The sequence below is a fragment of the Amphritea pacifica genome (genome assembly GCF_016924145.1).
In the GTDB taxonomy this organism is placed as follows: Bacteria; Pseudomonadota; Gammaproteobacteria; order Pseudomonadales; family Balneatricaceae; genus Amphritea; species Amphritea pacifica.
Map to the genome: position 1 here is coordinate 1 of NZ_JAFFZO010000048.1, position 26,841 is coordinate 26,841.

At 51.3% G+C, this 26,841-nt stretch carries 27 protein-coding genes; 7 read left to right on the forward strand and 20 right to left on the reverse strand.

Annotated features, from left to right (window positions below; genetic code table 11):
• Positions 1-512 precede the first annotated feature (512 nt).
• The 5 genes from JW499_RS20135 to JW499_RS20155 all read right to left on the reverse strand — a co-directional run bounded on the left by JW499_RS20135 (position 513) and on the right by JW499_RS20155 (position 4,328).
• On the reverse strand, positions 513-1,118 hold the full coding sequence (locus tag JW499_RS20135) for a Yip1 family protein (RefSeq protein ID WP_205212269.1): 606 nt from the start codon (positions 1,116-1,118) through the stop codon (positions 513-515).
• Between the two features lie 149 nt (positions 1,119-1,267).
• A complete protein-coding gene (gene cyoE / locus JW499_RS20140) occupies positions 1,268-2,173 on the reverse strand; it encodes a heme o synthase (protein ID WP_205212270.1) in 906 nt (301 codons plus the stop codon).
• Complete coding sequence (locus JW499_RS20145) at positions 2,166-3,158, reverse strand: COX15/CtaA family protein (protein ID WP_205212271.1); 993 nt, start codon at positions 3,156-3,158, stop codon at positions 2,166-2,168. Before JW499_RS20145 ends, cyoE begins: the two co-directional genes overlap by 8 nt.
• Before the next feature lies 1 nt (position 3,159).
• The gene (locus JW499_RS20150; protein WP_205212272.1) at positions 3,160-3,618 is read right to left on the reverse strand and encodes a hypothetical protein; all 459 of its coding nucleotides are present in this window, start codon (positions 3,616-3,618) and stop codon (positions 3,160-3,162) included.
• Entirely contained in the window at positions 3,615-4,328 is a 714-nt protein-coding gene (locus tag JW499_RS20155) for an SURF1 family protein (RefSeq protein ID WP_205212273.1), read from the reverse strand. The genes JW499_RS20150 and JW499_RS20155 overlap by 4 nt, the downstream gene beginning before the upstream one ends.
• Positions 4,329-4,378: 50 nt before the next feature.
• Here JW499_RS20155 and JW499_RS20160 point away from each other — a divergent pair, with 50 nt between their 5' ends.
• Positions 4,379-4,636 carry a twin transmembrane helix small protein gene (locus JW499_RS20160; RefSeq protein WP_205212274.1) on the forward strand — a complete coding sequence of 86 codons (258 nt, stop codon included), beginning with the start codon at positions 4,379-4,381 and terminating at the stop codon, positions 4,634-4,636.
• Here JW499_RS20160 and JW499_RS20165 read toward each other — a convergent pair.
• The 9 genes from JW499_RS20165 to ubiM all read right to left on the reverse strand — a co-directional run bounded on the left by JW499_RS20165 (position 4,624) and on the right by ubiM (position 13,896).
• Positions 4,624-5,508: a cytochrome c oxidase subunit 3 gene (locus JW499_RS20165; protein ID WP_205212275.1), complete on the reverse strand. Its 885-nt coding sequence runs from the start codon at positions 5,506-5,508 to the stop codon at positions 4,624-4,626. The genes JW499_RS20160 and JW499_RS20165 overlap by 13 nt on opposite strands.
• Entirely contained in the window at positions 5,505-6,083 is a 579-nt protein-coding gene (locus JW499_RS20170) for a cytochrome c oxidase assembly protein (RefSeq protein ID WP_205212276.1), read from the reverse strand. Before JW499_RS20170 ends, JW499_RS20165 begins: the two co-directional genes overlap by 4 nt.
• Positions 6,083-7,696 carry a cytochrome c oxidase subunit I gene (gene ctaD / locus JW499_RS20175; protein ID WP_205212277.1) on the reverse strand — a complete coding sequence of 538 codons (1,614 nt, stop codon included), beginning with the start codon at positions 7,694-7,696 and terminating at the stop codon, positions 6,083-6,085. Before ctaD ends, JW499_RS20170 begins: the two co-directional genes overlap by 1 nt.
• Before the next feature lie 4 nt (positions 7,697-7,700).
• The gene (gene coxB / locus JW499_RS20180; RefSeq protein WP_205212278.1) at positions 7,701-8,816 is read right to left on the reverse strand and encodes a cytochrome c oxidase subunit II; all 1,116 of its coding nucleotides are present in this window, start codon (positions 8,814-8,816) and stop codon (positions 7,701-7,703) included.
• 461 nt (positions 8,817-9,277) lie between these two features.
• A complete protein-coding gene (locus JW499_RS20185) occupies positions 9,278-9,868 on the reverse strand; it encodes a protein-methionine-sulfoxide reductase heme-binding subunit MsrQ (protein ID WP_205212299.1) in 591 nt (196 codons plus the stop codon).
• Positions 9,868-10,893: a protein-methionine-sulfoxide reductase catalytic subunit MsrP gene (msrP, locus tag JW499_RS20190; protein WP_205212284.1), complete on the reverse strand. Its 1,026-nt coding sequence runs from the start codon at positions 10,891-10,893 to the stop codon at positions 9,868-9,870. The genes JW499_RS20185 and msrP overlap by 1 nt, the downstream gene beginning before the upstream one ends.
• A gap of 29 nt (positions 10,894-10,922) precedes the next feature.
• Positions 10,923-11,717, reverse strand: a complete 795-nt coding sequence (pssA, locus tag JW499_RS20195; protein ID WP_205212285.1) for a CDP-diacylglycerol--serine O-phosphatidyltransferase — start codon at positions 11,715-11,717, stop codon at positions 10,923-10,925.
• 100 nt (positions 11,718-11,817) lie between these two features.
• Positions 11,818-12,555, reverse strand: coding sequence for a type 1 glutamine amidotransferase (locus tag JW499_RS20200; RefSeq protein WP_205212286.1), 738 nt, complete (start codon positions 12,553-12,555; stop codon positions 11,818-11,820).
• A gap of 135 nt (positions 12,556-12,690) precedes the next feature.
• Positions 12,691-13,896, reverse strand: a complete 1,206-nt coding sequence (gene ubiM, locus JW499_RS20205; protein WP_205212287.1) for a 5-demethoxyubiquinol-8 5-hydroxylase UbiM — start codon at positions 13,894-13,896, stop codon at positions 12,691-12,693.
• 239 nt (positions 13,897-14,135) lie between these two features.
• On the opposite strand from ubiM, the gene ilvY reads away from it, so the two are divergent.
• Positions 14,136-15,008, forward strand: coding sequence for an HTH-type transcriptional activator IlvY (gene ilvY / locus JW499_RS20210; protein WP_205212288.1), 873 nt, complete (start codon positions 14,136-14,138; stop codon positions 15,006-15,008).
• A gap of 6 nt (positions 15,009-15,014) precedes the next feature.
• On the opposite strand, the gene JW499_RS20215 is transcribed toward ilvY, so the two are convergent.
• The 6 genes from JW499_RS20215 to JW499_RS20240 form a co-directional block, all read right to left on the reverse strand.
• Positions 15,015-15,902, reverse strand: a complete 888-nt coding sequence (locus JW499_RS20215) for a DMT family transporter (RefSeq protein WP_205212289.1) — start codon at positions 15,900-15,902, stop codon at positions 15,015-15,017.
• Positions 15,899-16,288, reverse strand: coding sequence for an acyl-CoA thioesterase (locus JW499_RS20220; RefSeq protein WP_205212290.1), 390 nt, complete (start codon positions 16,286-16,288; stop codon positions 15,899-15,901). The genes JW499_RS20215 and JW499_RS20220 overlap by 4 nt, the downstream gene beginning before the upstream one ends.
• Positions 16,289-16,357: 69 nt before the next feature.
• Positions 16,358-16,942: a phosphonate metabolism protein/1,5-bisphosphokinase (PRPP-forming) PhnN gene (gene phnN / locus JW499_RS20225; RefSeq protein WP_205212291.1), complete on the reverse strand. Its 585-nt coding sequence runs from the start codon at positions 16,940-16,942 to the stop codon at positions 16,358-16,360.
• A 111-nt stretch (positions 16,943-17,053) separates the two neighbouring features.
• On the reverse strand, positions 17,054-17,293 hold the full coding sequence (locus JW499_RS20230; RefSeq protein ID WP_205212292.1) for a hypothetical protein: 240 nt from the start codon (positions 17,291-17,293) through the stop codon (positions 17,054-17,056).
• 242 nt (positions 17,294-17,535) lie between these two features.
• Positions 17,536-18,027, reverse strand: a complete 492-nt coding sequence (gene ilvN / locus JW499_RS20235; protein WP_091361688.1) for an acetolactate synthase small subunit — start codon at positions 18,025-18,027, stop codon at positions 17,536-17,538.
• Between the two features lie 2 nt (positions 18,028-18,029).
• On the reverse strand, positions 18,030-19,751 hold the full coding sequence (locus JW499_RS20240; protein ID WP_205212293.1) for an acetolactate synthase 3 large subunit: 1,722 nt from the start codon (positions 19,749-19,751) through the stop codon (positions 18,030-18,032).
• A 420-nt stretch (positions 19,752-20,171) separates the two neighbouring features.
• Here JW499_RS20240 and JW499_RS20245 point away from each other — a divergent pair, with 420 nt between their 5' ends.
• The 5 genes from JW499_RS20245 to JW499_RS20265 all read left to right on the forward strand — a co-directional run.
• The gene (locus JW499_RS20245) at positions 20,172-20,438 is read left to right on the forward strand and encodes a hypothetical protein (RefSeq protein ID WP_205212294.1); all 267 of its coding nucleotides are present in this window, start codon (positions 20,172-20,174) and stop codon (positions 20,436-20,438) included.
• Between the two features lie 187 nt (positions 20,439-20,625).
• Complete coding sequence (locus JW499_RS20250; protein WP_205212295.1) at positions 20,626-24,153, forward strand: hypothetical protein; 3,528 nt, start codon at positions 20,626-20,628, stop codon at positions 24,151-24,153.
• An 11-nt stretch (positions 24,154-24,164) separates the two neighbouring features.
• On the forward strand, positions 24,165-25,145 hold the full coding sequence (locus JW499_RS20255) for a hypothetical protein (RefSeq protein WP_205212296.1): 981 nt from the start codon (positions 24,165-24,167) through the stop codon (positions 25,143-25,145).
• Positions 25,146-25,172: 27 nt separating this feature from the next.
• Positions 25,173-26,156, forward strand: coding sequence for a hypothetical protein (locus JW499_RS20260; RefSeq protein ID WP_205212297.1), 984 nt, complete (start codon positions 25,173-25,175; stop codon positions 26,154-26,156).
• A gap of 27 nt (positions 26,157-26,183) precedes the next feature.
• Positions 26,184-26,841, forward strand: a 658-nt coding sequence (locus JW499_RS20265) for a hypothetical protein (RefSeq protein WP_205212298.1), incomplete at its 3' end; no start/stop codon positions are given.

The window sequence follows — 26,841 nt, forward strand, 5'->3', positions numbered from 1 at the left end:
CCCGGTGAAGTCAACCATTTTGTTTGAGAATTTTAACGAAATTTTCAAACCGTCTGATCCGCTTCCTGTTTTGTTTATCGCCACCTGAAAAACCGTGTAAACACTGATTTATCAAGGCGTTAAACTCTACAGCCTCACCTGTTTCAGTGACCGTTTCCGATGCCTGTCTCAAGCGAGGAAGCGCATTCTACCGCCGTCGGCAGAGGAGTCAACAGGGGGAGCACGAAAAAGTTAAGAATTTTTGAAAAACATCGAAGTTTTTAAGACCGAGTGGCTAGAACGCGGCTTCGCCGCTGCTAGACGCTTCGCTTGCTAGTGGTTAGCAGAGCCTTCTTTATCAGTGTTGTGAAAACCCACTTCGTACGCGAGTCCGTAGAATAAAATCTCTTAACCCTGAAACATAAAACCGCCTCGCGGCGGTTTTTATGTTTTGTCTTTGCTTTTTCTAGCAGGAAACGCAGTTTCCGTTCTAACCACTAGCAAGCGAAGCGTCTAGCTCCTGACTCTGCTAGCTAACCGCCTACATAGTTTAGAGGGATGACAGTACTCCACATAATAACTGTTACCGCCAGAAGCCCCACCAGAACACAGAGACCAACGGTCAGAATTGAGGAGGCGAAGAAAAATGCTCTGTCCTCAGGAATCTGCATGATTTCAGGCACTCCGGTAAACAGCAGATAGACAGTATAGGCCAGTGCCACCATCCCTACGATCACATTCAGCCACAGCACCGGGTATAGACCGACAATACCGGCCATAAACATCGGAGTCGCGGTAAATGTCGCCAGCACCATGCAATCATCCAGGCTGGCTTTCCCGCCATAGGTACGCTCCATCCAGTGGATAACATAAGCAATAAACCCCACGCCTATCCACATCGCAACGTAAAATGCGACAGCCGCCATCATTGCACTCTGTATAGACAGTTTGACGAACTCTCCCCCGGAGATACTCCAGCCTATCTGGGTTGTACCAATAAAAAGCGACAGGGCCGGGATGGCCGCCAGAATGCTTATCTGTGACAAGAAGCAGTGCATCATTGAGTAATGCTCTTTACGTATATCTCGCCACTCATGTTTAGGGTCGTAGATGACACCCCACATATGTTGCAGAAACATAGGTCATTCCTCCCAAGGCTCGGATTCATTCCCGGCCTTACTCTTGTTTTTGGGTAACCGCACTCTCCTTACGTCCGGTTTTCATCTGTCGTTGACAGTCTTTAAAAATCAGAAAATTAAATCGATTGAAATTGTGTGTCCTATTTTAATCAGTGTAGACCTATTACGTAGTGATCGACCAATAACACGACAAATAACCACATAATATATTTCACACTGAACCAGAACATCGACATCGGTGCTGTTGAATCATTCGCCAGATACACTCTTACAGCCCACTGGAAAAACCGCAGGTTCAGCAGCGTCACCCCTATAAGGTATATCAGGCCACTCATACCGGTCATAAAGGGGAAAAGTGTCGTCAACACCATCAGCACGGTATAAAGCAAAATCTGCAGCCGGGTATAGTCCTCCCCATGAGTCACTGGCAACATAGGCACGCCTGCCCGGGCATAGTCATCTTTTTTATGGATGCACAGCGCCCAGAAATGCGGTGGCGTCCAGGCAAAAATAATCAGTACCAGCAGCAGACTATCCGGCTCAATCCGGCCGGTTACTGCAACCCAGCCCAGCAGTGGCGGTGCGGCCCCAGCGATCCCTCCGATAACGATATTCAGCGGTGTCGCCCGTTTTAGCAACATGGTATAGATCAAGGCATAACCGATCAGTGCCCCGAGCGTCAGCCATGCGGTTAACAGGTTGGTCCAGAGTATCAGTACGGTGATGCCAGACAGGGACAGAAGCCCGGCAAACAGCAGCGCCCGGGTCTCATCAATCTTTCCCTGTGGTAATGGTCGACGGTGTGTTCTGGCCATCTTTGCATCGATATTCCGGTCCATCACATGATTAACCGCTGCGGCTCCCGAGGCCATCAGACCTATCCCCAATGTTGCACTGATCATCGTTGCTATCGGAGGCAGTTCCGGTGTTGCAAGACACATCCCCACAATAGCGGTGAGCAACATCACTGCCACGACTCTGAGCTTACACAACTCAAGGTAGTCACGGCACAGAGCAAAGGGTGAATGGAATACTCGCTGCAGACTATTATTCATAGTGAACCTCCGATTCGTAACGCGCCTTAAGCCATAACAAGCACAAGAGCAGGGAAACAGCTCCCACATGGTGCAACCACGCCAGCCAGGTGGGCACCCCATAAACCACATTAGCTCCTCCCATAAAAATCTGCACAATCAGCAGAGTGAAGAGAATCAGGGCCGGGGTTCTGCTGGCACTGTTACGCAGCGCCAGGGCTCCGGCCAGGAACATAGTCGCCATCACCACCAGCGCTCCAACCCTGTGGGTCATCTGTATCGCAGCCCTGGCTGGCTGGGAAAGGGTTCCTCCCTGATGATTTTGATCAATATCAAAACTGAGACTGAAACCTGACCTGAAATCCAGTTCCGTGCGCTGCCCTTCGACACAGCTTAACCAGTGAGTACAGGCCCAACCAGCGTAGTTCGCACTGGTCCATCCCCCCAGCAGAATTTGCATAAACAACACCAACACTGCCAACCGCATAATCCACCGCCCTGAAACAACCTTTGCAGGTTTAGCAGACTGACGCAGTTTGCCCGCCAGCAAAATAAGCATCGTCAGGGTCAACAAGCCTCCCAGCAGGTGCCCGGAGACCACGGGTGGCAGCAATTTGAGAGTAACCGTCCACATGCCAAACACACCCTGGCAGACCACCAGCACCAGAAGAAAAAGAGACAGACCCACCGGATACCCTGACTCTCTGCGTTTTTGCCAGGCAATCACCGCCAGCAGCAGAATCAGCAGTCCCAGTGTGGACGCCATATAACGGTGGATCATCTCCAGCCAGCCTTTTGCAGCATCAACTTCGACCCCGGCAAAATTCTGTTGTGCCTCGGCAATATGTGCTGCAGAGATGGGCGCAGTCATCTGTCCGAAACAACCGGGCCAGTCCGGGCAGCCAAGCCCGGCATCCATAATCCGGGTCCAGCCACCCATCAGAATCACCAGCACAGCCAGAACAATGGCCAGATAACAGATAATCAGTGGGCGCCGGGTATTCATCTCATCCCACCTTAGATATCCGCAGTAAACGTTTCAGGTCTTTGATAATCGATTGCGGCGGCAGTGACAGACGGTAGCGGGTAACCATAAATCCCTGGGGATCAGCCAGCAACAATCCCACTCCCTGCTGGTTGTTTTCAACCTGCTGCCAGAGTAAACGATCCCTGTCCTTACCCAGTGAGGCATGCAGGTTTGGCAACAAGGCCTGCCAGCGATGACATTCGTCACCACACTCTTCACCTACCAGCAAAATCAACCGCCAACTTCCCTCTGTGGTTAACGCCGGGTCGCCCAGGTGCAGATCACTCAGCGTCACACCCGGAGGGTAGAGTTCCCCCTGGGTAATGTGCTCTGCGGGCCGCCAGCCCGAGAAATATGCCAGTGACGCCCCCAACAGGGGTAACAGGGCAACCGCCCATACCAGCCAGAATACAGTACGCGGATAACCTGTGTTGCTCATAACACCTCCTGCTTGCGATGCCAGATAAGCCAGCCACACCCACCCATCAGCACAAGCGCCAGACCGAACCATTGAACGGCATAGCCGATATGCCTTTCGGGTAACATTGTTACCACCGGCCAGCCGACCCTCAATTCGGGCAATAACGGTTTCTCCAATCGAATCACCGCCGGATACAATCCGGGATGGCGTCGCGCCAATCTGACCATATCCAGTTGTTGTATTCTTACCAACCCGCTCTGCGGCCAGGTATCAGGAAGCAGTTGCAACGGTGCTGACGGAGTAACCAGCCGGCCACTCAGACTAACAATCTCCTGCGGCAGATCAATATCAGGCAACTGTTCACGATACTGACTGGCGGCTATCCAGCCCAGATTAACCAGCACCAACCGCACCTCTTGCATCGATTGCTCCGCTTTAAAGGGCACAACTACCTCATAACCTGCCCGCCCCTCTCGTGTTCTGTTATCCAGCAGATAAATCACCCCTGGAACAAAGCGGCCACTCAGTTGCACGCTTACAGAGTCGGTCACTGACTCTGGCAACGCCGTCAGATTAGTCCGGGCACTGTTCCAACGATCCAGCAATTGCTGCTTTTCGGCCGCCCTTTGCAACTGCCATACTCCCAGCCATAACAAAAGTGGGATCAGCAACACCGTCAACGTCAAGATCGCCCACTTGCTAAGCGGGAGCCTCTGGACTTTACTCATAGAGGCGTGCTTTAAAACAGTTTTACTCATTTCGAAACCGAGTACTGAATATGTTTAAGATCATCATTGTTATCATCTTTGCTCTGATCATTATCAGTCTTTTTGCAGGCCTCTATTTTCTGTTGAAGGATCAAAGTCGCTCCCGACGTACCGTGCAATCACTGATTTTGCGGGTATCCCTGGCGGCGTTTCTTCTGCTTATCATTCTGATTGGCTTTTACAGTGGCGAACTGCAACTACGCACCCCGTTCCCGCTGATGCCATCAGCACAACAGTCTCCGCCACAACAGCCCATTCACAACAAATAGACAAACAGGAATAACCCAACCCAGACCACATCCACGAAATGCCAGTACCATGAAACCGCCTCGAAACCAAAATGATGGTCCGGCTCGAAATGCCCCCGTATCACACGCAGTAAAATAATCACCAGCATCAGCGTTCCCAGCGTCACATGCATGCCGTGAAACCCGGTCAGAATAAAGAACGTTGCACCATAAATACCGGCATGAAGTGTGAGCCCTAACTCGTGGTAAGCCTCGACATATTCCACCGCCTGGAACACCAGAAATGCCGATCCAAGGGCGATTGTGAGTATCAACCACAGTATCACCTGAGGCCGGCGATCCTGCTTTAAGCGGTAGTGAGCAAAGGTGACTGTGACACTGGAGCTCAATAGCAACAGAGTATTCACCAGCGGCAGATGTAGCGGATCGATCAACCCACCGGGGCCAGGATAGGCAGTCATATCGGGCGTCTTCATCAGTGGCCAGGTGGCTTCAAAACCCTGCCACAGCATATTTGCCACCCCTTTCTCCCCCTCCCCCCCCAACCAGGGTACTGAAAGATTTCTGACATAGAACAGAGCACCGAAGAAGGCTGAGAAAAACATAACTTCAGAGAAGATAAACCAGCTCATCCCCCAGCGAAACGAACGATCCATCTGATCTGAGTAGAGCCCCTGACGGCTCTCATCGATCACATGACCAAACCAGCCGGTGAGAATAAGCCCCATACAGAGCGCACCAGCCAGCAACAGTGTTAGTCCAAGTCCCCCACCGGTATCAGCACTCAGAGCGTTAATCAGGGTTCCGGCCCCAAAGGCGATCAGAAACAGTGAAGCCGAAGCCATAATTGGCCAGCGGCTTTGAGCGGGTACATAGTAAGCCTGTGTACTCATAGAACACTCCTTGCAGGTGCAACAGCAATACCGCTGACCGGGCTGGATTCGGGGGTAATATCAAACAGGGTATAAGAGAGCGTGATGGTGGAGATATAGTTCGGCAACTGATCATCCACCATAAACACCAGCGGCATGGCGCGCTTTTCACCGGCCGCAAGGGGCTGCTGTTCAAAGCAGAAGCAGTTTACCTTATGCAGATAGGGGGCGGCTTCAGAGGGGGCCACACTGGGTATCGCCTGAGCGACCATATTCCGTTCAGTTGGATTAAATGCCAAAAAAGCGGTCTGCGCCATCTGTCCCGGATGGACCGAAATCTCCGCCTGCTCGGGTCGCAAACGCCACGGCATCGCTTCATTATTGACCGCCAGAAACTGCACCCGTATCTGGCGCTTGCTATCAATTTTATATTCCTGTGTCAGAGCCCCCGTGTTCTGTAGTTTGCCGTTTAAGCCGGTCACATCGCAAAACACGTCATACAAAGGCACCAGTAAAAAGCCAAAACCAAACATCAGCACGGTACCGGCTAACAGCTTTATTAACAGGGAACGATTACGTTGCTGCAGCTGATTCATCACACACCTCGGTCATTCTCTTTGTAGGGATGTGTGAATACTGGCGGCTCAGTGAACGAGTGATAGGGCGGCGGCGAAGGCAGCGTCCATTCAAGCCCATGACTACCCTCCCAGACCCGGTCTGTTGCTTGCTTGCCCGAGCGGATGCAACTGATGATGTTATACACAAACACCAGTTGGGAAAATCCAAACAGAAACGCGCCAAAGGTTGCCACCATATTGAAATCAGCAAACTGCAGCGCATAATCGGGAATGCGTCGGGGCATCCCCGCCAGACCCAGAAAGTGCATCGGGAAGAAGGTGATATTGACACCGATAAAAGAGAGCCAGAAATGTAGCTTAGCCATCGACTCGTTATACATATGCCCGGTCCACTTAGGTAACCAGAAATAGGTCGCCGCCATAAGCGCGAAAATAGAGCCAGGTACCAGCACATAGTGAAAATGCGCCACCACAAAGTAGGTATCATGATATTGGAAATCCGCTGGTGCGATCGCCAGCATCAGGCCGGAAAAACCGCCAATAGTAAACAGCACCACAAAAGCCAGCGCAAACAGCATCGGCGTTTCAAACGTCATTGATCCGCGATACATGGTGGCAACCCAGTTAAACACCTTCACTCCGGTGGGCACAGCTATCAGCATCGTGGTAAACATAAAGAACAGCTCACCGGCCAGCGGCATCCCCACAGCAAACATATGATGCGCCCAGACGATGAATGAGAGTATTGCTATAGATGCAGTGGCATACACCATTGAGGTATAACCAAACAGACGCTTACGGGCGAAGGTGGGAATAATTTCAGACACCACCCCGAACGCGGGCAGAATCATGATATACACCTCCGGATGACCAAAGAACCAGAACACATGCTGGAACAGCACCGGATCCCCCCCTCCGGCAGCATCAAAAAAGCTGGTGCCAAAATGGATATCCATCAGCATCATCGTCACCACCCCGGCTAAAACAGGCATTACCGCAATCAGAAGAAAAGCGGTTATCAGCCAGGTCCAGACAAACAGCGGCATATCCATCAGTTTCATACCAGGAGTACGCATATTAAGAATCGTGGCGATCACATTGATCGCCCCCATAATCGAACTGATCCCCATCATATGCACGGCAAAGATGAAGAATGTCACACTGGGTGGTGCGTACGTAGTGGACAGTGGGGCATAGAAAGTCCAGCCAAAATTGGGGCCACCACCTTCCATCAACAGCGTGGAAAGCATCATGGTGAAAGCAAAGGGCAGGATCCAGAAGCTCCAGTTATTCATCCGCGGCAGCGCCATATCCGGGGCACCGATCATCATTGGGATAAGCCAGTTTGCCAGGCCGACAAAAGCGGGCATCACCGCGCCAAACACCATAATCAGTCCGTGGGAGGTGGTCATCTGATTGAAAAACTCGGGTCTCACCAACTGCAATCCGGGCTGAAACAGTTCGGCACGAATGGTCAGCGCCATACAGCCCCCGATGAAGAACATGGTCAGACTGAAGAACAGATAGAGCGTACCGATATCTTTATGGTTGGTCGTATAGAGCCAGCGGGTGATCCCTGTGGCAGGGCCATGGTGACCTGTACTATGGACTGATTTCTCTAAGCTACCCATCACCCTACTCCTTCAACAACTTACTGATTTGTTGAACCGTAACCACGCCACCCTGGTTACCCCATGAATTACGTTCGTAAGTGATCACTGACGCCAGATCGACCGCTTTGAGCTGCTCACCAAACGCCTGCATCGCGGTACCGGAACGACCATGCAGCACCACACTGATATGCTCAGCAGGATCTCCCGTCATTAACGGGCTTCCTGCCAGCGCCGGGAAGATGCCTGGTAGCCCCTGGCCTTCCAGTTGATGACACGCGGCACAGGTGCCTTTGTAAACCTCTTCTCCCCGGGACATCAGTTCAGCCTGACTCATCTCCTGTTGCGCTGATGCGGCCTCCGCCACTTTAAGACTGGCCTGCTCTGCTACCCACTGTTGATAATCTTCCGGAGATTTAACATCGACCACAATTGGCATAAAACCGTGATCCCGGCCACAGAGTTCGGCACACTGGCCGCGATAGATCCCCGGTTCATCTACCAGAGTCCAGGACTCATTCACAAAACCAGGGACGGCATCTTTCTTAACCGCCAGAGCAGGCACCCACCAGGAGTGAATGACATCATTTGACGTCAGCAGGAAACGCACCTTTTTACCGGCAGGAATCACCAGAGGATTATCCACTTCCAGCAGATAGTGCTCGCCCTTGAGCTGTTCATTACTAATCTGTTCGCGGGGAGTCGCCAGGGTACTGAAAAAATCGATATCCTGATTGAGATATTTATACCGCCATTTCCACTGATACCCGGTTATCTGAATATCGATGTCCGCACTGTTTTTATCGTACATCTGAATCAGCGTGGTACTGGCGGGCACCGCCATGGAAACCAGAATAGCAACAGGGACAATGGTCCAGATGATTTCGACCCAGGTGCTTTCGTGAAAATGTGCGGCTTTCGCTCCACGGGATTTGCGGTGCCAGATGATCGACCAGAACATCACGCCGAACACCACCACGGCAATGGCCACACAGATATAGAAAATGATCATATGCAGGTTGTAGACAGATCGACTGATCTCAGTTGCCCCTTCAACCAGATTTACCTGCCACTGCGCTGTCACCAGCGGCGCATAAAAAAGCCCCGCAAAAAACAGGACCCTTCCAATACGTCGTCTCATTCTCAGGCCTCCTTTCTGTTGAAAACTCAACAGCTGCATACCAAGCCTAAAATGATCCCTTTTAGTCCAAACCAATATCCCAGATGATCACTTGGTTATAAGCCAGTATAGCAGCAGATTTCAGAGTGCAAGGGGAAAGTTCCGCGGGTAAACAGAGGACAGGGGCGCATGAATGCCGCCCCTGTAGGAGAGAAAAAACCGAAAAATTTTTCTGAAAACTGCCTATCCTGCCAACGTCGTTAAAAGCCAGTACAGTAACGAAATCAGTGCAATCAGAAACACCGCTGAAGCCAGCAGCCCTAACCACATCGATTGCATAGGAATATTATATTTCCTTTCCCTTTCATCGGGTGGTTTGGTAAAAACCATGCTCCACGATCTGAGAATTCTGGCGATCCAACTCATTAACAGCAGCAGTTTTTCTGAGAACAGGTTCGGATACATAAGAACCACCCCTCTTATTAACTGCGCCTCTTAAGGTATAGTCGATAGCCCAGCAAAATAGCCAACAGAATTGCAAAAATAAGTTGTTGAAAGAAGTCTGAACGAATCTGCCAGACGAAGTGGAGCAGCACCAACAGACTGGCAGGATAGATCAGCATATGCAGTTTTTTCCAGCGCCTGCCAAGCCGGCGCTGCATCTTCTGCGTAGAGGTTACCGCTAAGGGCAGCAATAACAATAACGCCAGTGATCCCATGACAATATAGGGGCGTTTTGTCAGCTCAGTCATCAGCATATCCCAACGCCAGCCAAGCAGGAACGTAGCGAATGCCAGCAGATGCAGAACCGCATAAAAAAAAGCATACAGCCCGAACATGCGCCGATAAACCATTAGCCAGCGCCAGCCGAAAAACTTTCTCAACGGCGTAACCGCCAGCGTCAGCCATAGCCAGCACAGCGCCCAGAACCCCAGCTCTTTAACAATATACTTAGCAGGATCAGCCCCCAGGTCATTGGTCAATAAACCTTCAACCAGCCTCCCCAGCGGCAGCAACAGTAATAAGAAAAACAACCACCAGCGAAAAAGCCGCATGGGTGCCACTGACACCATCAGAACCACTGGGTCAGATCCATCCCCTTATAGAGATGGGCAACCTGATCGGCATAGCCATTAAAGGGCAGTGTATCAATAATATTGGGTGTTAACAGTGAAGAGGGTAAACGCCGCTCGGTCGCCTGGGACCAGCGCGGGTGGTCGACTTCAGGGTTAACATTGGCATAGAAACCATACTCATCCGGCGCAGTCATGTTCCAGCTGGTTGCCGGCATGGTTTCACTGAAATGGATCCGAACAATGGATTTGATCGATTTAAAACCGTATTTCCAGGGCACAACCAGCCTTAACGGTGCGCCATTCTGAGGGGGCAAAGCATTACCATAAAGCCCCACCGCCATCAGTGTTAGCGGGTGCATCGCCTCATCCATTCGCAGTCCCTCAACATAGGGCCACTTTATCGTGCTGAAGAAGCCCCGCTGTCCCGGCATCTGTTCTTTATCCAGCAGCGTGGTGAACTGCACATATTTCGCTTTTGAGGTCGGCTCGAAACGTTTGATCAGATCTGCCAGCGGGAACCCCAGCCAGGGAATCACCATTGACCATGCCTCGACACAGCGCAGACGGTACACCCGGTCTTCCAGTGCATGGGGGGCAAGAATATCTTCCAGATGATAGTTGCCCGGCTTAGCCACTTCACCGCTGATCTCAACCGTCCAGGGGTCAGTTTTAAATTCCTGGGCATTACGCACCGGATCACGCTTATCCGTACCAAACTCGTAGAAGTTATTGTGCGTGATTACATTGTAGTAAGGTGCGAGGGTTTCACGGGTCGATAACTCTGCATTACGGCTTGCCTCAGCCAGCTTCGGTTGCAGCCAGTCAGGCCCTTTATATCGCGGCAGGTCCGCCGGAATATCATATCCGGCAGCCTCTGCCAGGGATGAAAACCCCACCACAGGAAGTGCCGCAACAGACAGCGCCGCCTGCATAAAACGACGCCGGTCACGATACACTGACTCGGGCGTGATCTCAGATGGCAGGACCGGTTGCGATCCGCCAGATTTATACCGCTTCACCATAACCACCTCCTGCCTGTATTGGACAACAACTAACTGCTAAGTGCTTTACGTTTACGCAGCAACCAGAGAACCGGACCAGAAAGGGTATAAGCCAACAGCAACAGCCAGAGGAAGATAGGCGGGCTGATAGAGATAACACCGATCGTTAAAACGATCACCAGCAGAATCATAAAGGGAATTTTTCCCTTGGGGTCGACATCTTTGAAACTGTAATAGAGCACGTTACTGACCATCAGCACCCCCATTAACGCCACATAGACAGCGATAGGGTAAACAAAGCCGCTGACATCGATGCCAAACTCAACACAGGCCCAGACTAAACCCGCCACCGAGGCCGCAGCCGCAGGACTTGGCAGACCGATAAAGTAGCGCTTATCAACCGAACCGATCTGGGTATTAAAACGCGCCAGCCGCAGAGCCGCCCCGGCAACGTAGATAAAGGCACAGAACCAGCCAAATTTACCCGCACCACTTAAGGCCCAGCTGAACGTTACCAGCGCCGGTGCCACGCCAAAGGAGACCATATCTGATAATGAATCATACTCTGCGCCAAAAGCACTCTGGGTATTGGTCAGACGGGCAACACGACCATCCAGGCCATCCAGCACCATCGCCACAAAAATTGCGATTGCGGCATTATCAAACACCCCGTTCATACCAGCCACTACCGCATAAAATCCACAGAACAGCGCCCCTGTGGTAAACAGATTCGGCAGTAGATAGATCCCTCTGCTGCGGGGCTTAGGCCCCGTTTGATCCGGACATGACTGTTCCTGATCGGGCTGTTCAGATGGTTCCGGTTTGTTTCCCTGTGGGTCATTCATAGAGCTATTTACACCAATGGATTAACAAAATGTAACGACATTCTACTTTTCCAAATCAGGGAAAGCTATGTCTACACGAAAGCCGGGGACAGAAACAGGATCAGGTTCCCAGAAGTACCCGGTCAACAAATTTACGCACCAGAATATTCGACTCAGGGGTTTCAACCGCTGAATTCAACACCTGCTCCAACTGACCATCGCCCTCGGTATAATGTGACTTATAAAACGTCAGTCGCTCAATCAGGGTGGCTTTATCGACCTCAGGGTGGAACTGAAAAGCCCAGAACGGCTTCCCCCTGAGTTTAAAACTGTGAACACACTGATCGGTATAAGCGAGCAACTGGCAGGTTTGCGGCAGAGTTTTGGCGTACTGTCGGTGTACTGAAACGGCAGCAAACTGATCCGGTGTATCATGATAGAGCGGATCACGGGTGGCCGCGTCTGTCAGCGTAATCGGAATCGCCCCCATTTCAAAGCCGGTTTCCCGGTGGAAAATCTGCCCTCCCAACGCCAGTATTGCTAACTGAAAACCAAAACAGGAGGCAAAAACAGGCTTGCCGGTGTCTGCACAGTGACGGATCAGCGACTCACACCGGGGGATAAAACCATACTGATCAGGTTTGAGAACGTCCGCCTCACTGGCTCCTCCCACCAGCAAAGCATCGTAATCATCGGCCACCGTGAGCGGAAAATCCGGCGTATCAAAAACATTGAGAATCGCTATCTGCTGCGGCATCAAACCGCTGTACTCAGCAAAGCTATGATGCTCTTCCCGACGCACCTGCTCGCCATCACGGATCTGCAACAATAGAATCTTCAGCTGTTCCCGGGTTTTCATAACAGGCCTCTGCTCAGGCAACTTTGTTGTTACCGCAGCTCTAAGAATACCTTCCCCGATTGAAGACTCAATAGAAAAAGGGCGGTATCAACGCGATACAGCCCTCAAAGCGATGCTGTTAACAGGATGCAGCTACTATTTCAGCCCTGGCAGAAAGAAAGGGATATCGATCCGCTTCTCAGTCAGCTTCCGGGTGATCACCTGCTTCAAAGGAGAAAAGTTGTTGGCGATTCTCAGAGTCGCCTTGCGGGCAATCCTGGCCGCAAAGTTATCATTGGTAAACAAGCCGACCACAAGATTAGTGCCCATATAGAGCGGTTTAGTGACCCGCATATGGTTGCTCTGGTATTTTTCCAGCACCGTATAACTGCCGATATCCAGTCCCTTAGACAGCGCCTGTTTAATCTCTTTGGTGAGGGTCTCCTGACTGCGTAACCCCAGATTGAATCCGTGAGCGGTCACCGGGTGCATCCCCACCGCAGCATCACCAATCACCGCAAACCGACGACCAATAAACTTGTTGGCATGCACCGCTACCAGCGGGTAGAGATGGCGACGACCATAGAGCTTCATACTGCCCAACTGGCCCTGCAAGCGCTGTTCAATATCCGCAGCAAACGCTTCTTCACTCATATTGAAAATGGTATCAGCCTCAGCACTTGAAACGGTTACCACGATAGAGGAGAGATTGCCGGTCATTGGCAGAATCGCCAGAGTACGCCCGTAGTGGAAACACTCGAAAGCGGTCTGATTATGGGGCAGTGTATGCTCCATACGACACACAATTGCAGTACGGGAAAAATCCTTCATGGTGGCCGGAACACCCATTTTCCGGCGGGTTTCTGAGAAACGGCTGTCCGCAGACACCAGCAGATCACACTCAACCCGCTCCCCATTAGAGAGGATAACCCAGGCGCTATCACTGCCACTGCCGACCTCCTCAACGGAGGTTTCGGTTAACAGCTCAACATTGTCGATATCTTCGACCACCTCAAAATAGGCTTTGCGTATTTTGTCGTTTGGCACCAGATAACCCAAAGCATCCAGATCGGCATCATCATTATCGAAGTCCAGGGTATAGCTGGAATTACCATCCAGAACTTTTGCGGCACAGATCGGTGATACATCTTTATCCGCAAGCTGCTGCCAGGCTCCCGAAGCTTTCATCATCTCTACCGACAAATGGGTCAGGGCGATCTCACGACCATCTTCCGGAGGTTCACGCAACGTCGTCAGGGATGAACGCTCTACCAACAGCACTTTCAGGGACGTTTCCCCCAGTGACCGGGCAAAACTCAGTCCGGCCGGGCCTGCGCCAATTATTACGATGTCATACTTCATATCAGACCTCAGGGCGACAGCGCGCCATTGCAACGTGAATATGACCGCAAACACTACCCTCTATAGCCTCAGATTTCCCTAATCCAGATCAAAGATGAATGCACAAAAACAGGGTTACCCCGCCTGAATATATTGCACTTTCAGAAACATATGCAAAAATACATTTCTAATACTGCAACAAAGTCTGCCGACGACAGCGTTGCATCCGCCCAGCCAACCGTTCTTTGGAAACCCTCTGTATGGACACCCGCTCGCTGAAGTTATTCATTAGCCTCTGTGACACCCTTCACTTTGGCCGGGCCAGTGAAGCCTGTCATATCAGCCCTTCAGCACTGACCCGGGCGATAAAACAGCTGGAAGAGTCGCTGGGCGTGCAACTCTTTGAACGGGACAACCGCACCGTCAGTCTGACCCGTGAGGGGGCCCGGTTTCAGATATATGCCCGGGAAGCGCTGACCCAGTGGGATGTGGTACGTAACTCTCTGCTGGAAGGGGTACAGGAACTGCAGGGGGAGATCAGTGTTTACTGCTCCGTCACCGCCAGTTACAGCTTTCTTTACGATATTCTCAGTGACTTTCGCAAACAGCACCCCAGAATTGAACTGAAACTGCATACCGGCGATCCGGAAAACGCCATTCAGCGGGTGCTGGCTGGCACCGACGATATCACCATTGCCGCTAAACCTGACACCCTGAACGCCAGCCTGGCCTTCAAACATATTGCCACTTCACCACTGCTGTTTATCGCTCCGCAGAAAGATCTCCAGCTTGACCCGATGCTCAGCGGCTCACCCGACTGGTCGGCCATTCCGATGATTCTGTCGGAGGAGGGTGTGTCACGTAAACGGATAGATCAGTGGTTCAAGGCACGCCAGAGCAAACCCCTCATCTATGCGCAGGTGGCCGGTAATGAGGCGATTGTCAGCATGGTCAGTCTGGGGTTTGGGGTTGGAGTCGTGCCCAAAATCGTACTGGACAACAGTCCGCTGGCAGAGCGGGTACGCATCCTCGATATTGAGCCGCAACTAAAAGCTTACGACGTAGGCCTGTTTGCCCTGAAAAAGAAACTGCAAAGCCCGCTGATCGATGCTTTCTGGTCACAGATCCGCTAGCCTCAGCTACACCCGCCGACCCGGCTTATTAACCAGATAGATGCCCAGCGCCACCAGCAACAGCGCCCCCAGCATATCGTATGTTAACTGCTCATCCAGAATCATCCAGGCAAACAGCACGCCAAACAGAGGCGTCAGGAAGGTAAAACTGGCAATTTTCGCTGCCGGATAGTGGCTGAGCAACCAGAACCAGGCGAGATACCCGGCAAACGCCATCAAAACGGTCTGAAACAGCAGCGACCCGATTACCCATGACGACAGCTGCGTAATACCCGGCTCATTCATCAGCCATGACAGCAAAGGCAGCGCCAGCGCCGACACCACCAGTTGATACAACAGTACCCGGGAGGGCGACTGGTGTCGCTGAGGAGAGGCTTTCAGCACCACCGTCGTGGCACCCCAGAAAAACGCCGCAGCCAGCGCCAGACTATCACCCAACAGGGAAGCTTCACCATCGACTGAATCTCGGAAGGCGAAGAAAACCCCGGCAAACGCAATGAGCAACCCGACCACCTGTGATCGCTTCAGCGACTCATCCGGAACAAAAAAATGGGTCCCCAGGGCGACAATAAAGGGCGAGGTATAGAGAAATATAGTGGTATGGGATGCGGTAGTCAGCGTCAAAGCGATATAGATCAGCAGAAACTCGATGGCAAACAGCGCCCCCAGTAATACCCCCCACCAGAAAGCACCGTCGTCACGAAAGATCTTCTCTCCACGAAACGTCATCCACAACATCAGCAGCAGTGATGCACCAACAGAACGCAGACCGGCCTGCATCAACGGCGAGATGCCTTCCAGACCAAACTTAACCACCGTCTGATTCAGGCCGAATAACATACAGAGCCCGATCAATAGTACAATGGCCGGGCTATCAAAAGCGGTTTTAATCATGCACTGAACAGCGCATCAAGCTCAGGTGAGATATAGGGGCGGCCACGCTCATTCAGTGCCGTGCCTATCACCAGGCCGTTTACACACAACCTGTCATCGCTGACTCGCACAACCCGTTGACGGAAACCAAACTTCACTTTACTGATCCGCTCCAGCTCAACGTCCACCCGAAAACGATCGCCACTCTTCAATGAAGACTTGTAATCCAGTTCAGAACGGATCACCACCAGATGGATACCCGCTTCGGTCAATGCCGCAAAATCAACACCGCTGCTAAGCAGAAACTCATGGCGGGCGTGTTCCAGATAGTTAAAATAGACGCCATTATTAACGATGCCCTGCATATCCAGTTCATAATCCCTTACGCTCATTTCGATACTGAACATTTCACTTCCCCGACAAAAAAAGAGGGTGCGATCATAGCACCCTCAGATAACCGTGTAATTAAGGTTGGATTAATGCGTAGAACGGGCCGGTTTAACCGACTCCGGTGCCAGCGACTCAATCAGTTTCAGCAATGCATCAACGCCATCCTGCAGATTGGCATTATTATCGATCAACTGAATATTGTCCGGCAGACTATCAACAAACTGACGATGCCGGGCCAGCCGTTTGATAATCTCGGCTTCACTCTCCCGGCCCCTTTTTGTCAGCCGCTGATGCAGAATATCCTCTTCAACTTCAACCAGCACAGGAATCAGATTGGGATAAGCATGCATTGCGATCTGCAGATATTCACGGGAGCCGTTGATCACCACATTAACCCCTTTCGACAACCAGTTATCGATCTCTGAACCGATACCATAGCTGTAATCATGAGAGTACCACTGCATGGCAAACATCCCCATGCTGGCACGTATATCAAACTCTTCCGGTGAGAGATGGATATGATTTTCGCCGCCGACATTCGGGGCACGGGTGATATAACGATGAGCCACAAAGCAGCCATGATTTGCCTGCAGGCGCCGACGACACCCCTCGAGCAAGCTGTCTTTACCACTGCCAGAAGCGCCCACCAGATAGAGCAGTTTTCCACTCATAGGATGATCTCTGAGTACTATAACCAGTTATTGTGAGACCAAGAGTAATACGCTTAAATTAGAAACACCAGTATTGATTAACCCGGCACCATCTTCGTGGCGAACATAACCTCAGGCCAGCATCTTCTGCTCAAATACAACAACATAGGTATCGTTCCAACGTGGAAACAGACTCATCTGCCACCATAAAGGTGGCTGAGAATACCGACTAAAATCTCTGGTCAAACCACTGGACATATAATTGACAACGCTGCTGGCATTAGCGTTCTGATACTCGACAGCATTGAACGAACCCAACTGGGCAACCACGACGATCGACGACAGAGCGATCAGCCTGACTGAACGGATCATAATAACCTCCTCAGACCGGAACTCTGTTGATAGGCCATCCTGGCTCTCTGTGCGCCAGAAGACTGCAGATTCCCTGTGACGCCGGTCTGCTTCCCCGGTTTTTAATTTTTGCTGCCGGGGGAATACTTAGTATAGTCGGAATCAACGATTCACCAGAAAATAAGCCCCTCTCTGTTCCCCCCCCCCTTCGCAGAGACCAAAAAAAACCGCTCAATGAGCGGTTTTTTAACAGTTCGAAAGTGTTACAGGCTCAACACCTTCTCACCCCGGGACAGACCGGAGACACCGGTACGTACCACCTCCATAATATGGCTGGTGCCCAGGGTTTCGATGAAAGCATCCAGCTTATCGCTGGCACCGGTCAGCTGAACCGTATAGGTGGTCGGCGTTACATCGATAATCTGACCGCGGAAAATATCCGCGGTACGCTTGATCTCCGCACGCATCTGGCCACTGGCTTTCAGTTTGATCATCATCAGCTCACGCTCGATATGATCACCTTCCGTCAGATCAACCACCTTCACCACATCGATCAGCTTATTCAGCTGCTTGGTGATCTGCTCAATCACCCGATCGCTACCGATCGTGGTGACCGTCAGGCGTGACAAAGTGGAATCTTCCGTTGGTGCTACCGTCAGCGACTCAATATTGAAGTTACGCTGGGAGAACAGACCCACAACCCGGGACAGCGCACCTGGCTCGTTTTCCATCAGCACAGAAATAATATGTCTCATGATCAGGTTCTCTCCGTCTTGCTCAGCCACATATCCCGCATAGAGCCACGCGGTACCTGCATCGGGTATACATGCTCAAACGGATCTACAGCGATATCCATAAACACCATGCGATCTTTCAGGGAGAACGCTTCAGTCATTGCCGCTTCCAGGTCTTCATACTTCTCGACCTTCATCCCGACATGTCCATAAGCTTCAACCAGCTTAACGAAGTCCGGCAGAGACTTCATATAGGACTGCGAGTGACGTGATTCATAGTTCATATCCTGCCACTGACGGACCATGCCCAGAGACTGGTTGTTAAGACAGATAACCTTAACCGGAATATCGTACTGACTGATAGTCGACAGCTCCTGAATATTCATCTGAATACTGCCTTCACCGGTGACACAGACAACCTCTTCGTCCGGGAAGTTCATCTTTACACCCATCGCTGCCGGCAGACCGAAGCCCATGGTGCCCAGACCACCAGAGTTGATCCAGCGATTCGGCTTATTGAACTTATAGTACTGCGCCGCAAACATCTGGTGCTGACCTACATCAGAACAAACGTAAGCATCACCTTTAGTGACCTTGCTCAGCATCTCGATAACCTGTTGCGGTTTCATCAGCTCAGAGTCGTCGGTACGGAAACGTCCGCCATGACGGCCGCGCCACTCCTCTATCTGCTGCCACCAGGCATCGATCGATTCTTTACCTGGCTTTTTCTTGCTGCCCTTAACCAGTTCGACCATCTCCTGCAAGACATGCTTGGCAGGGCCTACAATTGGCACATCGGCCTGGATAGTCTTCGAAATCGAAGCGGGGTCAATATCCACATGGATAATTTTCGCGGTTGGACAGAACTTATCCACACCATTGGTTACCCGGTCATCAAAACGGGCTCCCACCGCCAGAATCAGATCTGCATGGTGCATCGCCATATTCGCTTCATAGCTACCGTGCATCCCCAGCATACCGATAAACTGACGATCGGTACCCGGATAACCACCCAGCCCCATCAGGGTGTTGGTTACCGGCGCATTCAGCAGCTTAGCCAGTTCGGTCAGCTCCGCACTGGCATCACCCATAATGACACCACCACCCGTATAGAGAACCAGACGCTTGGCACCCAGCACCATATCGATCGCTTTCTTAATCTGGCCGCTATGCCCCCGGGTGACCGGGTTATATGAGCGCAGCTTAATACTTTTCGGATACTCGTAATTAAAGCGATCGGTCGGATTAGTCATATCCTTGGGAATATCAACCACAACCGGTCCCGGACGACCACTTTCCGCAATATGGAACGCTTTCTTAATGATGGAGGGAATATCTTCAGGGTTCTGCACACTGAAGCTGTGTTTCACTATCGGACGGGAGACACCGATCATGTCGGTCTCCTGAAACGCATCTTCACCGATCAGGAAGCTCATGACCTGGCCGGTAATCACCACCATCGGAATTGAATCCATATACGCGGTTGCAATACCGGTAATCGCATTGGTTGCACCCGGGCCGGAAGTCACCAGCGCCACACCGGCTTTACCGGTTGCACGGGCATACGCATCAGCCATATGGGTAGCGGCCTGCTCGTGGCGAACCAGCACGTGTTGTACATCGTCCTGCTGAAACAGAGCGTCATAAATATGCAGCAGCGCTCCGCCCGGATAGCCGTAGATGTGTTTCACACCCTCATCTTTAAGGGCGCGAATAACCATTTCGCCGCCTGAAAGTTGTTCCACAATAGTATCCTCAAATTACACGCATCAAAGCATGTATAAAAAATTCTGATACTGGAGGATGTTATGACGCGCCTACTGGTGTGTAATAACATCAACCAGCAGGCTTTTGCGAAGATGACCGGTACGGTCAGAGAAAGGCAAAAGCAACTCTTCATCCGGTGATTACGTGTGGGTACACACTGTAAACCCGGGAAAATAAGCTGGGTGTGCTTATCAGGTTTCTGCTTCGGGATGACCTACTTGGCGCAGAAACAACTAAATTGTGCCGCCATTCTGCCAGCAGTACAGGAATTGATCAAGAGATCAGCCGTGATAAATACTATATTTTTCAGATGCTGAAACGGATAGCTGCAGAGCGATGGAGGAGAGTGCTATAGTGGTGAAAAAGTATTTATCATTTTTTGAGTCGGAGATCGTTGCATGAGCACTGCGGAAATTAAAAACAAGGAACGCGCACTCAATGAGTTTGTACTGGTATTGCGCAAGATAATGGTTGAACCCGGCATCTGCGAAACGGCGCTGGAGATCACCCGTAAATATATAGACGATAAGCACGCCAACGTAAAAATAGCGGATGAGCTGTCTGCCACCACCAGCATTAAGATCCCCGCAGAACACAGCGAAGCAGACACCCTGTTTCTGGAGATGCTGAAAGATCTGGTACGGGACGAGAAAGCGTTGTATTAAGCTAAACCAGATAAACCATCATCGGGGTCTTCATGGCCCCGACTTAACTAAAAAAGCACTCCCCTTCTCTTAACATGCCCCTCGCTATAACTTAGACTTAACACTCTCAAAGGCAGTGAAGCCAATAGAGTTACACCAGCCCGCTTGTCAACCAAGCGATTGCCACAGAATTAAAGGAATAATTCAGATGTCACCTCCCAAAACCGCCTGTTTTGACAACTACTTCTTCATCAGCGTCAGCGGTATCAGCCACAGCACTACGCAGACATATCAATTCTATAACAGCAATGATCAGGTGCAACAGGAGTACATCGAAGCTAAACAGCAACGGATGGAACAACCGGGCTATAGTATTTTTAGCTGGGACTGGACACCTGAAACCGAAAAACGCAACGTCTGGCTCAGCATCGAATGCGACGAAGGCGGGCCAATCAAACTGCCATTATTCAAAGCGGTCGACAAACAGGAGTATCAATATCGGGATGAAAATTACGAACAGAATTATCATCTGCAAGCGGTCGTTCCCCTCACGCTGCTACCCAGTTATCAGCCACAACAGTATCCAGAGCAATATATGGCGCCCGTACGTAATGGCTATATCTATATTTTCCGGGGCAATCAGCTGTGGCGCGAACTCGAGATAAAAAACAGAGAAGACAGCGGCGCAGAATTTCGTGACACCCATCTTTATTACCACCGGGAAGGCTTTGACAAACCGTTCAAAAAAGGCCCGCGTAAAGCCGTCGGCAAACCACTCAAAGATATCTGGCTGCCCACCAAAGCCAATGGCAGCCCTCAACGCTTGCATATCGCATATTCGGAAGTTCAGTGGAGCGCCGCCTATCTGAACTTTCTCGAACACCCCGATAATCAAGCGATCCTTCAGCAACGCACCAGCCTGATTACTCACCGCAGCATTAACGTTCTGGGAGAAAAACTGAACACCACATTCAGGACTATGCGGCTGCGTGAGCCGGAGATTGAACAAAAACTGGCCGACCCCAGCCGCTATAATCAAGACCTCAGTGGCAACCACCTGCAACACCTGTACGACGGTGTAAGCTACGAAGTCGATTCGCTGCGCAATAACAGCAGCAGCCTGCTGTCAACCTTGGAGAACAGCACTCATCAGCGGCTGGAATATGGCGCCCGGGTCGCCCAGTACAACCGGAAAATGAATAACGCCGGGCAGGAGGACAGCCTCTGGCAGGCTCACAGCTCGATCGATTATCTGGCCGATGCCAGAGCCCGGCAACTCAAACTCATGGTGCTGCCCGACCCGCTATTCGAGCTTCGCCACCATACTCAGATGGCGATGCAGGTCAGTGCCTGCCTGTTCCATATACTGGAAGACGCGGGGCAGCAGAAATACTTCCAGAACGCCGAGCTGGTGCAACGCTTTGTGGTGCCAGACACACTGCCCAACGGCCAGGAAAACCCCAACCACAAGCACCTGGACAGCTTTAACTACAGCCCTATCGGCGTATTCCAGCGCACGCTGCGCAGCATTGAACGTCGTCGCTGCCGGGAGGATATGGCGCTGTTCCAACAAACCCTCGGGCAAACACTGGATAATCCGGCCACGGCAGCCGTCATCCGGGATATTACCAGTCTCGATTACGGTGCCTCCGGGGCCTACGTCATTGTCGGCAACGCCATGCAGGCTCTCAGTCAGAATTTAGCGTCTATTGATCCATTACAGGATAAAACGCAAGACACGGACTGGCCCGGTCACGATATCATATCTAACTTCTACACCCGGGGCGCCAGCCATCCGCTGCATGCCCTGCTCTACCCCCCTGCGGACCAGGTGCCGCTGGACACCGCCTACACCGCGCCCCCGCCCATCAACGACGGCAGTGGCCTGGCAACCACGGGAAATATCGCCCGCTGGGCAGGTGATAACCTGCTACTCAGTGACAATGTCGAAATAATGGAACATGCCACGCTACTCGCCGAAAATGATGAAGATGGATTTGCCGGCAGCCGCCGTATCCTCAATACCGCCGACGGTATCCTCAGTGGTTTCTTTACCGCTATGCTGGCACTGCAGAACAAAGCCAGCGCCCGCGCCAGCCTCAGCGAGCTGGTCGAAACTATCGAATTCAAGGCCGCCTACCTCGACAATACCCGTCTGGGTAAACTGATAGCCCCGGACAGTTTCGGGCAAGCCACCTTTACCCCCACCTCCGGCGAGCCGATTGCGGGCGCCTATGTGGTGGGAGTACACAGTAAAAAAGCCGGGCTGCACTTTGGCCTCACCGAAGGACAGCGCCAGAAAACCACCTCAAAACGTACCGGTGTACTTCAGGATAGCAACGGTAAACTACTGGCCTCCACCAATAAACGCAGCCTTAAAGGCACTGAGCTAAGACGGGGCGCCACTGCCCGCAGTAAAGCTGACTTAAGGGTACTGATGATCCCCGAGGATAACCCTGTCACCCAGATGAAGGTTGAGCAGTTAGCTCAAGAAGCGGATCTGGGGGATAAACTGAAACCCCAGAGCAAAGCGGGTGGAATCGCCGGACAGGCTTATTCAAGACTGGGGGTTCCCTACTTTATTGTGGTGCTGGAGATAATAAATCTGCAGAGAACAATGGCTGGATTTAATGAAAGGCATGGGAATATATATCGGGGTGTCTCTTTTGTCAGTGCTTCTGCTGATCTGAGTGTTGCTATCATAAATGCCTCAAATTTTCTGTCACGAGAAACAGGCCGTGTAGCCACTTATACAACCAAGACCATTATTAAGTTACCAGCAAGTGCTGTCAGGCTCCTCTCCGCGCCTTCTTTAGGCCTTCACCTTGAAAGGAGCCTAAGCCGACTCAAAATTGCCGGAGTAGTCGGCGGCGCTTTAACAACAGCGGTTGCCATATGGGATACCTGCCTGTTAATTTCCGCCCAGGACAAGGATGCCGCAGCGGCTATGGCAATGGTGGCACTCGGCACCGGCCTGTCAACTTTTGGTAGCCTCTATACCGCCACCTTTCTGATGAATCCCCTGGGCTGGATCGGACTGACAATCGCTCTGGTAGGCTTTGGCCTCTACATGCTATTTAAAGACAGCCCGATGGAGACCTGGCTTAAGAACGGTCCTTTTGGCGCAAGTCCCGACCGGACCGGTGACTATAAGTATCTGCAAAAACCGGACAAGGCCTGGCAGCACTTTATCAACCTGATTATGAATCTGCGGATTAAAGTCTACCCGATACAGCAGATCGAACTACCCACTAAACTACGCCTTCATCTGGAAAATCTTGGGGCCACTCACGGCGTCTGGGTAACCAGCAACCTGTTTGGCCTGAGTAATCCGGATCAGCAAGCATTGCGCTTCCATGCCCGACAGGCAGTATTAAAAAGCACAGTAAAAGTCACCCGCATAGGTCGTCAACAACCCCGATTAAGTGTAGAACAGCTGAACCGTTCTGACGCTCCTTTGATCTATCAACACAAGTTGGATAACGGCTATATATTCTTCTATCGCTACGATAAAACCGTGCCCCGCTCCGATAGTGAATATAAGCTGCTGGAGGGTAGCAGCTACCTCTACGATTATACCGCCCATTTCCATACCCGGGCCCAGCTGCAGATCGGTGAGCATACCTTCCCCACCCCGCCATTAAACAAAGAGGAAGTCGCCGGCCACCCTACTAGCACCCCGAACTTTACAAAAGGGGAATACTGGTGGGCCAATGAGTTTGGCTGGGAACAGTAACAGGACTAACGATGAATAGAATAGATCGCTACAGCAATACTGCCTGGAACAGTCAAAACTATAATAATCAGAAACCCCGTCCAGAACTAGGGGTCCTTACAAAACTCTTGCAGGGAAGCGCCCCCCTGCCCTGGTGCAGGGCCAACGAAACCGTTCCGGTCAGTATGATTGAGGAACCCACCCCAACCGAGATCAGGCAGCGATTAAAAGAGAATAAAGGGGAAACTCACTGGGATGAGAGCCAGTATAGCGCGGGTTCATTAAATAAATGGGGTCTGATCTATTTTTACCTTACGGCAATTGCCAAAGGTTGTTGCACGATGCTTGCCCCCTTATCTTTTGTTTCTTCACTAGCCTTAGTATTTTTTGACGATACCATTGATTTCATTGATTTCATCGAAATAATGATTTTCTTTTGTATTTATATATATATCCCTTCAGCCCTGATCTGGGGCTACTTCGAAGCCTCGGGCCGCGGCTACCTCCCCATGCCCTGGTTTATGAAAGCCGTCAAACATTTCACTTTCAGTCGCGCCACCGGCATGGTCACCCGCTATAAAAACAATAAAGAACTCTATAGCCATCCTTTCCCCGAGTTCGACTGTTATCTGGTCAGCAGCCCCAGCCATCAGGGGATTCTCAGCTATCAGCTGCATCTGGTACACCGCTATCATCGTTACTTCGACAGCATCCCCCTGCACGGTTTCAGCGCCAGCCAGCAACCGGACGAGTTTGAACGGATCTGGAACCTGATCCAACGTTATATGGACACCAGCCAGCCAATGCCCGATATCCCGGAGCTGGAACCGGCCCGGCCCCGCGATCCCACAACTGCTGCCTACGATGCTAAAATCAACCGTAAACCCGATTACTGGTTCTCAATGGATGATGACGAGTTTGAAGAGGCGATCGCTCAACTACGCGCTGAGCAACGTTTTATGCCTAGTATGGGCCCGAAGATCGATCTGTTTAAAGGCGGCACTCAAGCCTGAATGCACTAACGGACTAAACGAATATAAATGGACTTCCAACAAATAAAGCCCTATAGCAGCACCGCCTGGAATAGCGAACGATATTCCAGGCAGAAGCCACGCCCGGAGCAGGGCTCGCTGATTAAGCTGCTGCAGGGCGGTGATCCGCTGCCGTGGAGCCGGGCCAACGAAACGGTTCCCGTCAGTTTGATTCAGGAGCCAACACCGGCAGAAATCAAGCAGCGTATCAAAGACAATAAAGGCGAGACCTATTGGGATGAAAATCAATGTACCATAGGCTCGCTTAATCGCTGGGGATTAATCTACTTTTACATCACTATGTTTGCGAAAGGCTTTTGCGTCTTCCTCGGCCCACTTTTCCCATTCATTTCCATATATCTATATTTTGATGATCCTGAAGATCTAAATGGACTATTCGATTTTATATATATATATAGCGTTTACGTGTTTCTCCCTTCAGGCCTGATCTGGGGTTATACGGAAGCCTCTGAGCATGGCTACCTCCCCATGCCCTGGTTTATGAAAGCGGTCAAACATTTTACGTTCAGCCGCAGCACCGGCATGGTCATCCGCTATAAAAACAATAAAGAGCTCTATAGCCATCCTTTCCCCGAGTTCGACTGTTATCTGGTCAGCAGCCCCAGCCATCAGGGGATTCTCAGCTATCAGCTGCATCTGGTACACCGCTATCATCGTTACTTCGACAGCATCCCCCTGCACGGTTTCAGCACCAGCCAGCAACCGGAGGAGCTTGAACGGATCTGGAACCTGATCCAGCGCTATATGGACACCAGCCAGCCGATGCCCGATGTGCCAGAGCTGGAACCCGCCCGTCCTCGCGACCCTACAACTGCCGTCTGGGACAAGCAACATAACCGCAAGCCCGATTACTGGTTCTCAATGGATGATGACGAGTTTAAAGAGGCGATCGCTCAACTACGCGCTGAGCAACGTTTTATGCCTAGTATGGGCCCGGAGATCGATCTGTTTAATGGCGGCACTCAAGCCTGAATGCACTAACGGACTAAACGAATAAAAATGGACTTCCAACAGATACAGCCCTACAGCAGCACCGCCTGGAACAGCCAGCGCTATTCCAGGCAGAAGCCACGCCCGGAACAGGGCACGCTGATTAAACTGCTACAGGGCGGTGATCCCCTGCCCTGGACCCGGGCCAACGAAACCGTTCCCGTCAGTATGATCCAGGAGCCTTCACCAGCCGAGATCAGGCAGCGCCTAAAAGAGAATAAAGGCGAGACCCACTGGGATGAGAACCAGTATAGCGCTGGGTCATTAAATAAATGGGGACTGATCTATTTTTACCTTACAGTCTTCGGTAAAGGTATCTGTACAATGTTCTTACCATTCTTTATTTTAATGGTAATTATTCTCCCTTTTATCCATGAACCTATAACACATTTAGATTTAGTCGATAGTATATATATATATATACTCTATGTTTTCCTCCCTTCAGGCCTGATTTGGGGTTATGCGGAAGCCTCTGAGCATGGCTACCTCCCCATGCCCTGGTTTATGAAAGCGGTCAAACATTTTACGTTCAGCCGTGCCACTGGCATGGTCACCCGCTATAAAAACAATAAAGAGCTCTACAGCCATCCTTTCCCGGAGTTCGACTGCTATCTGGTCAGCAGCCCCAGCCATCAGGGTATACTCAGCTATCAGCTGCATCTGGTGC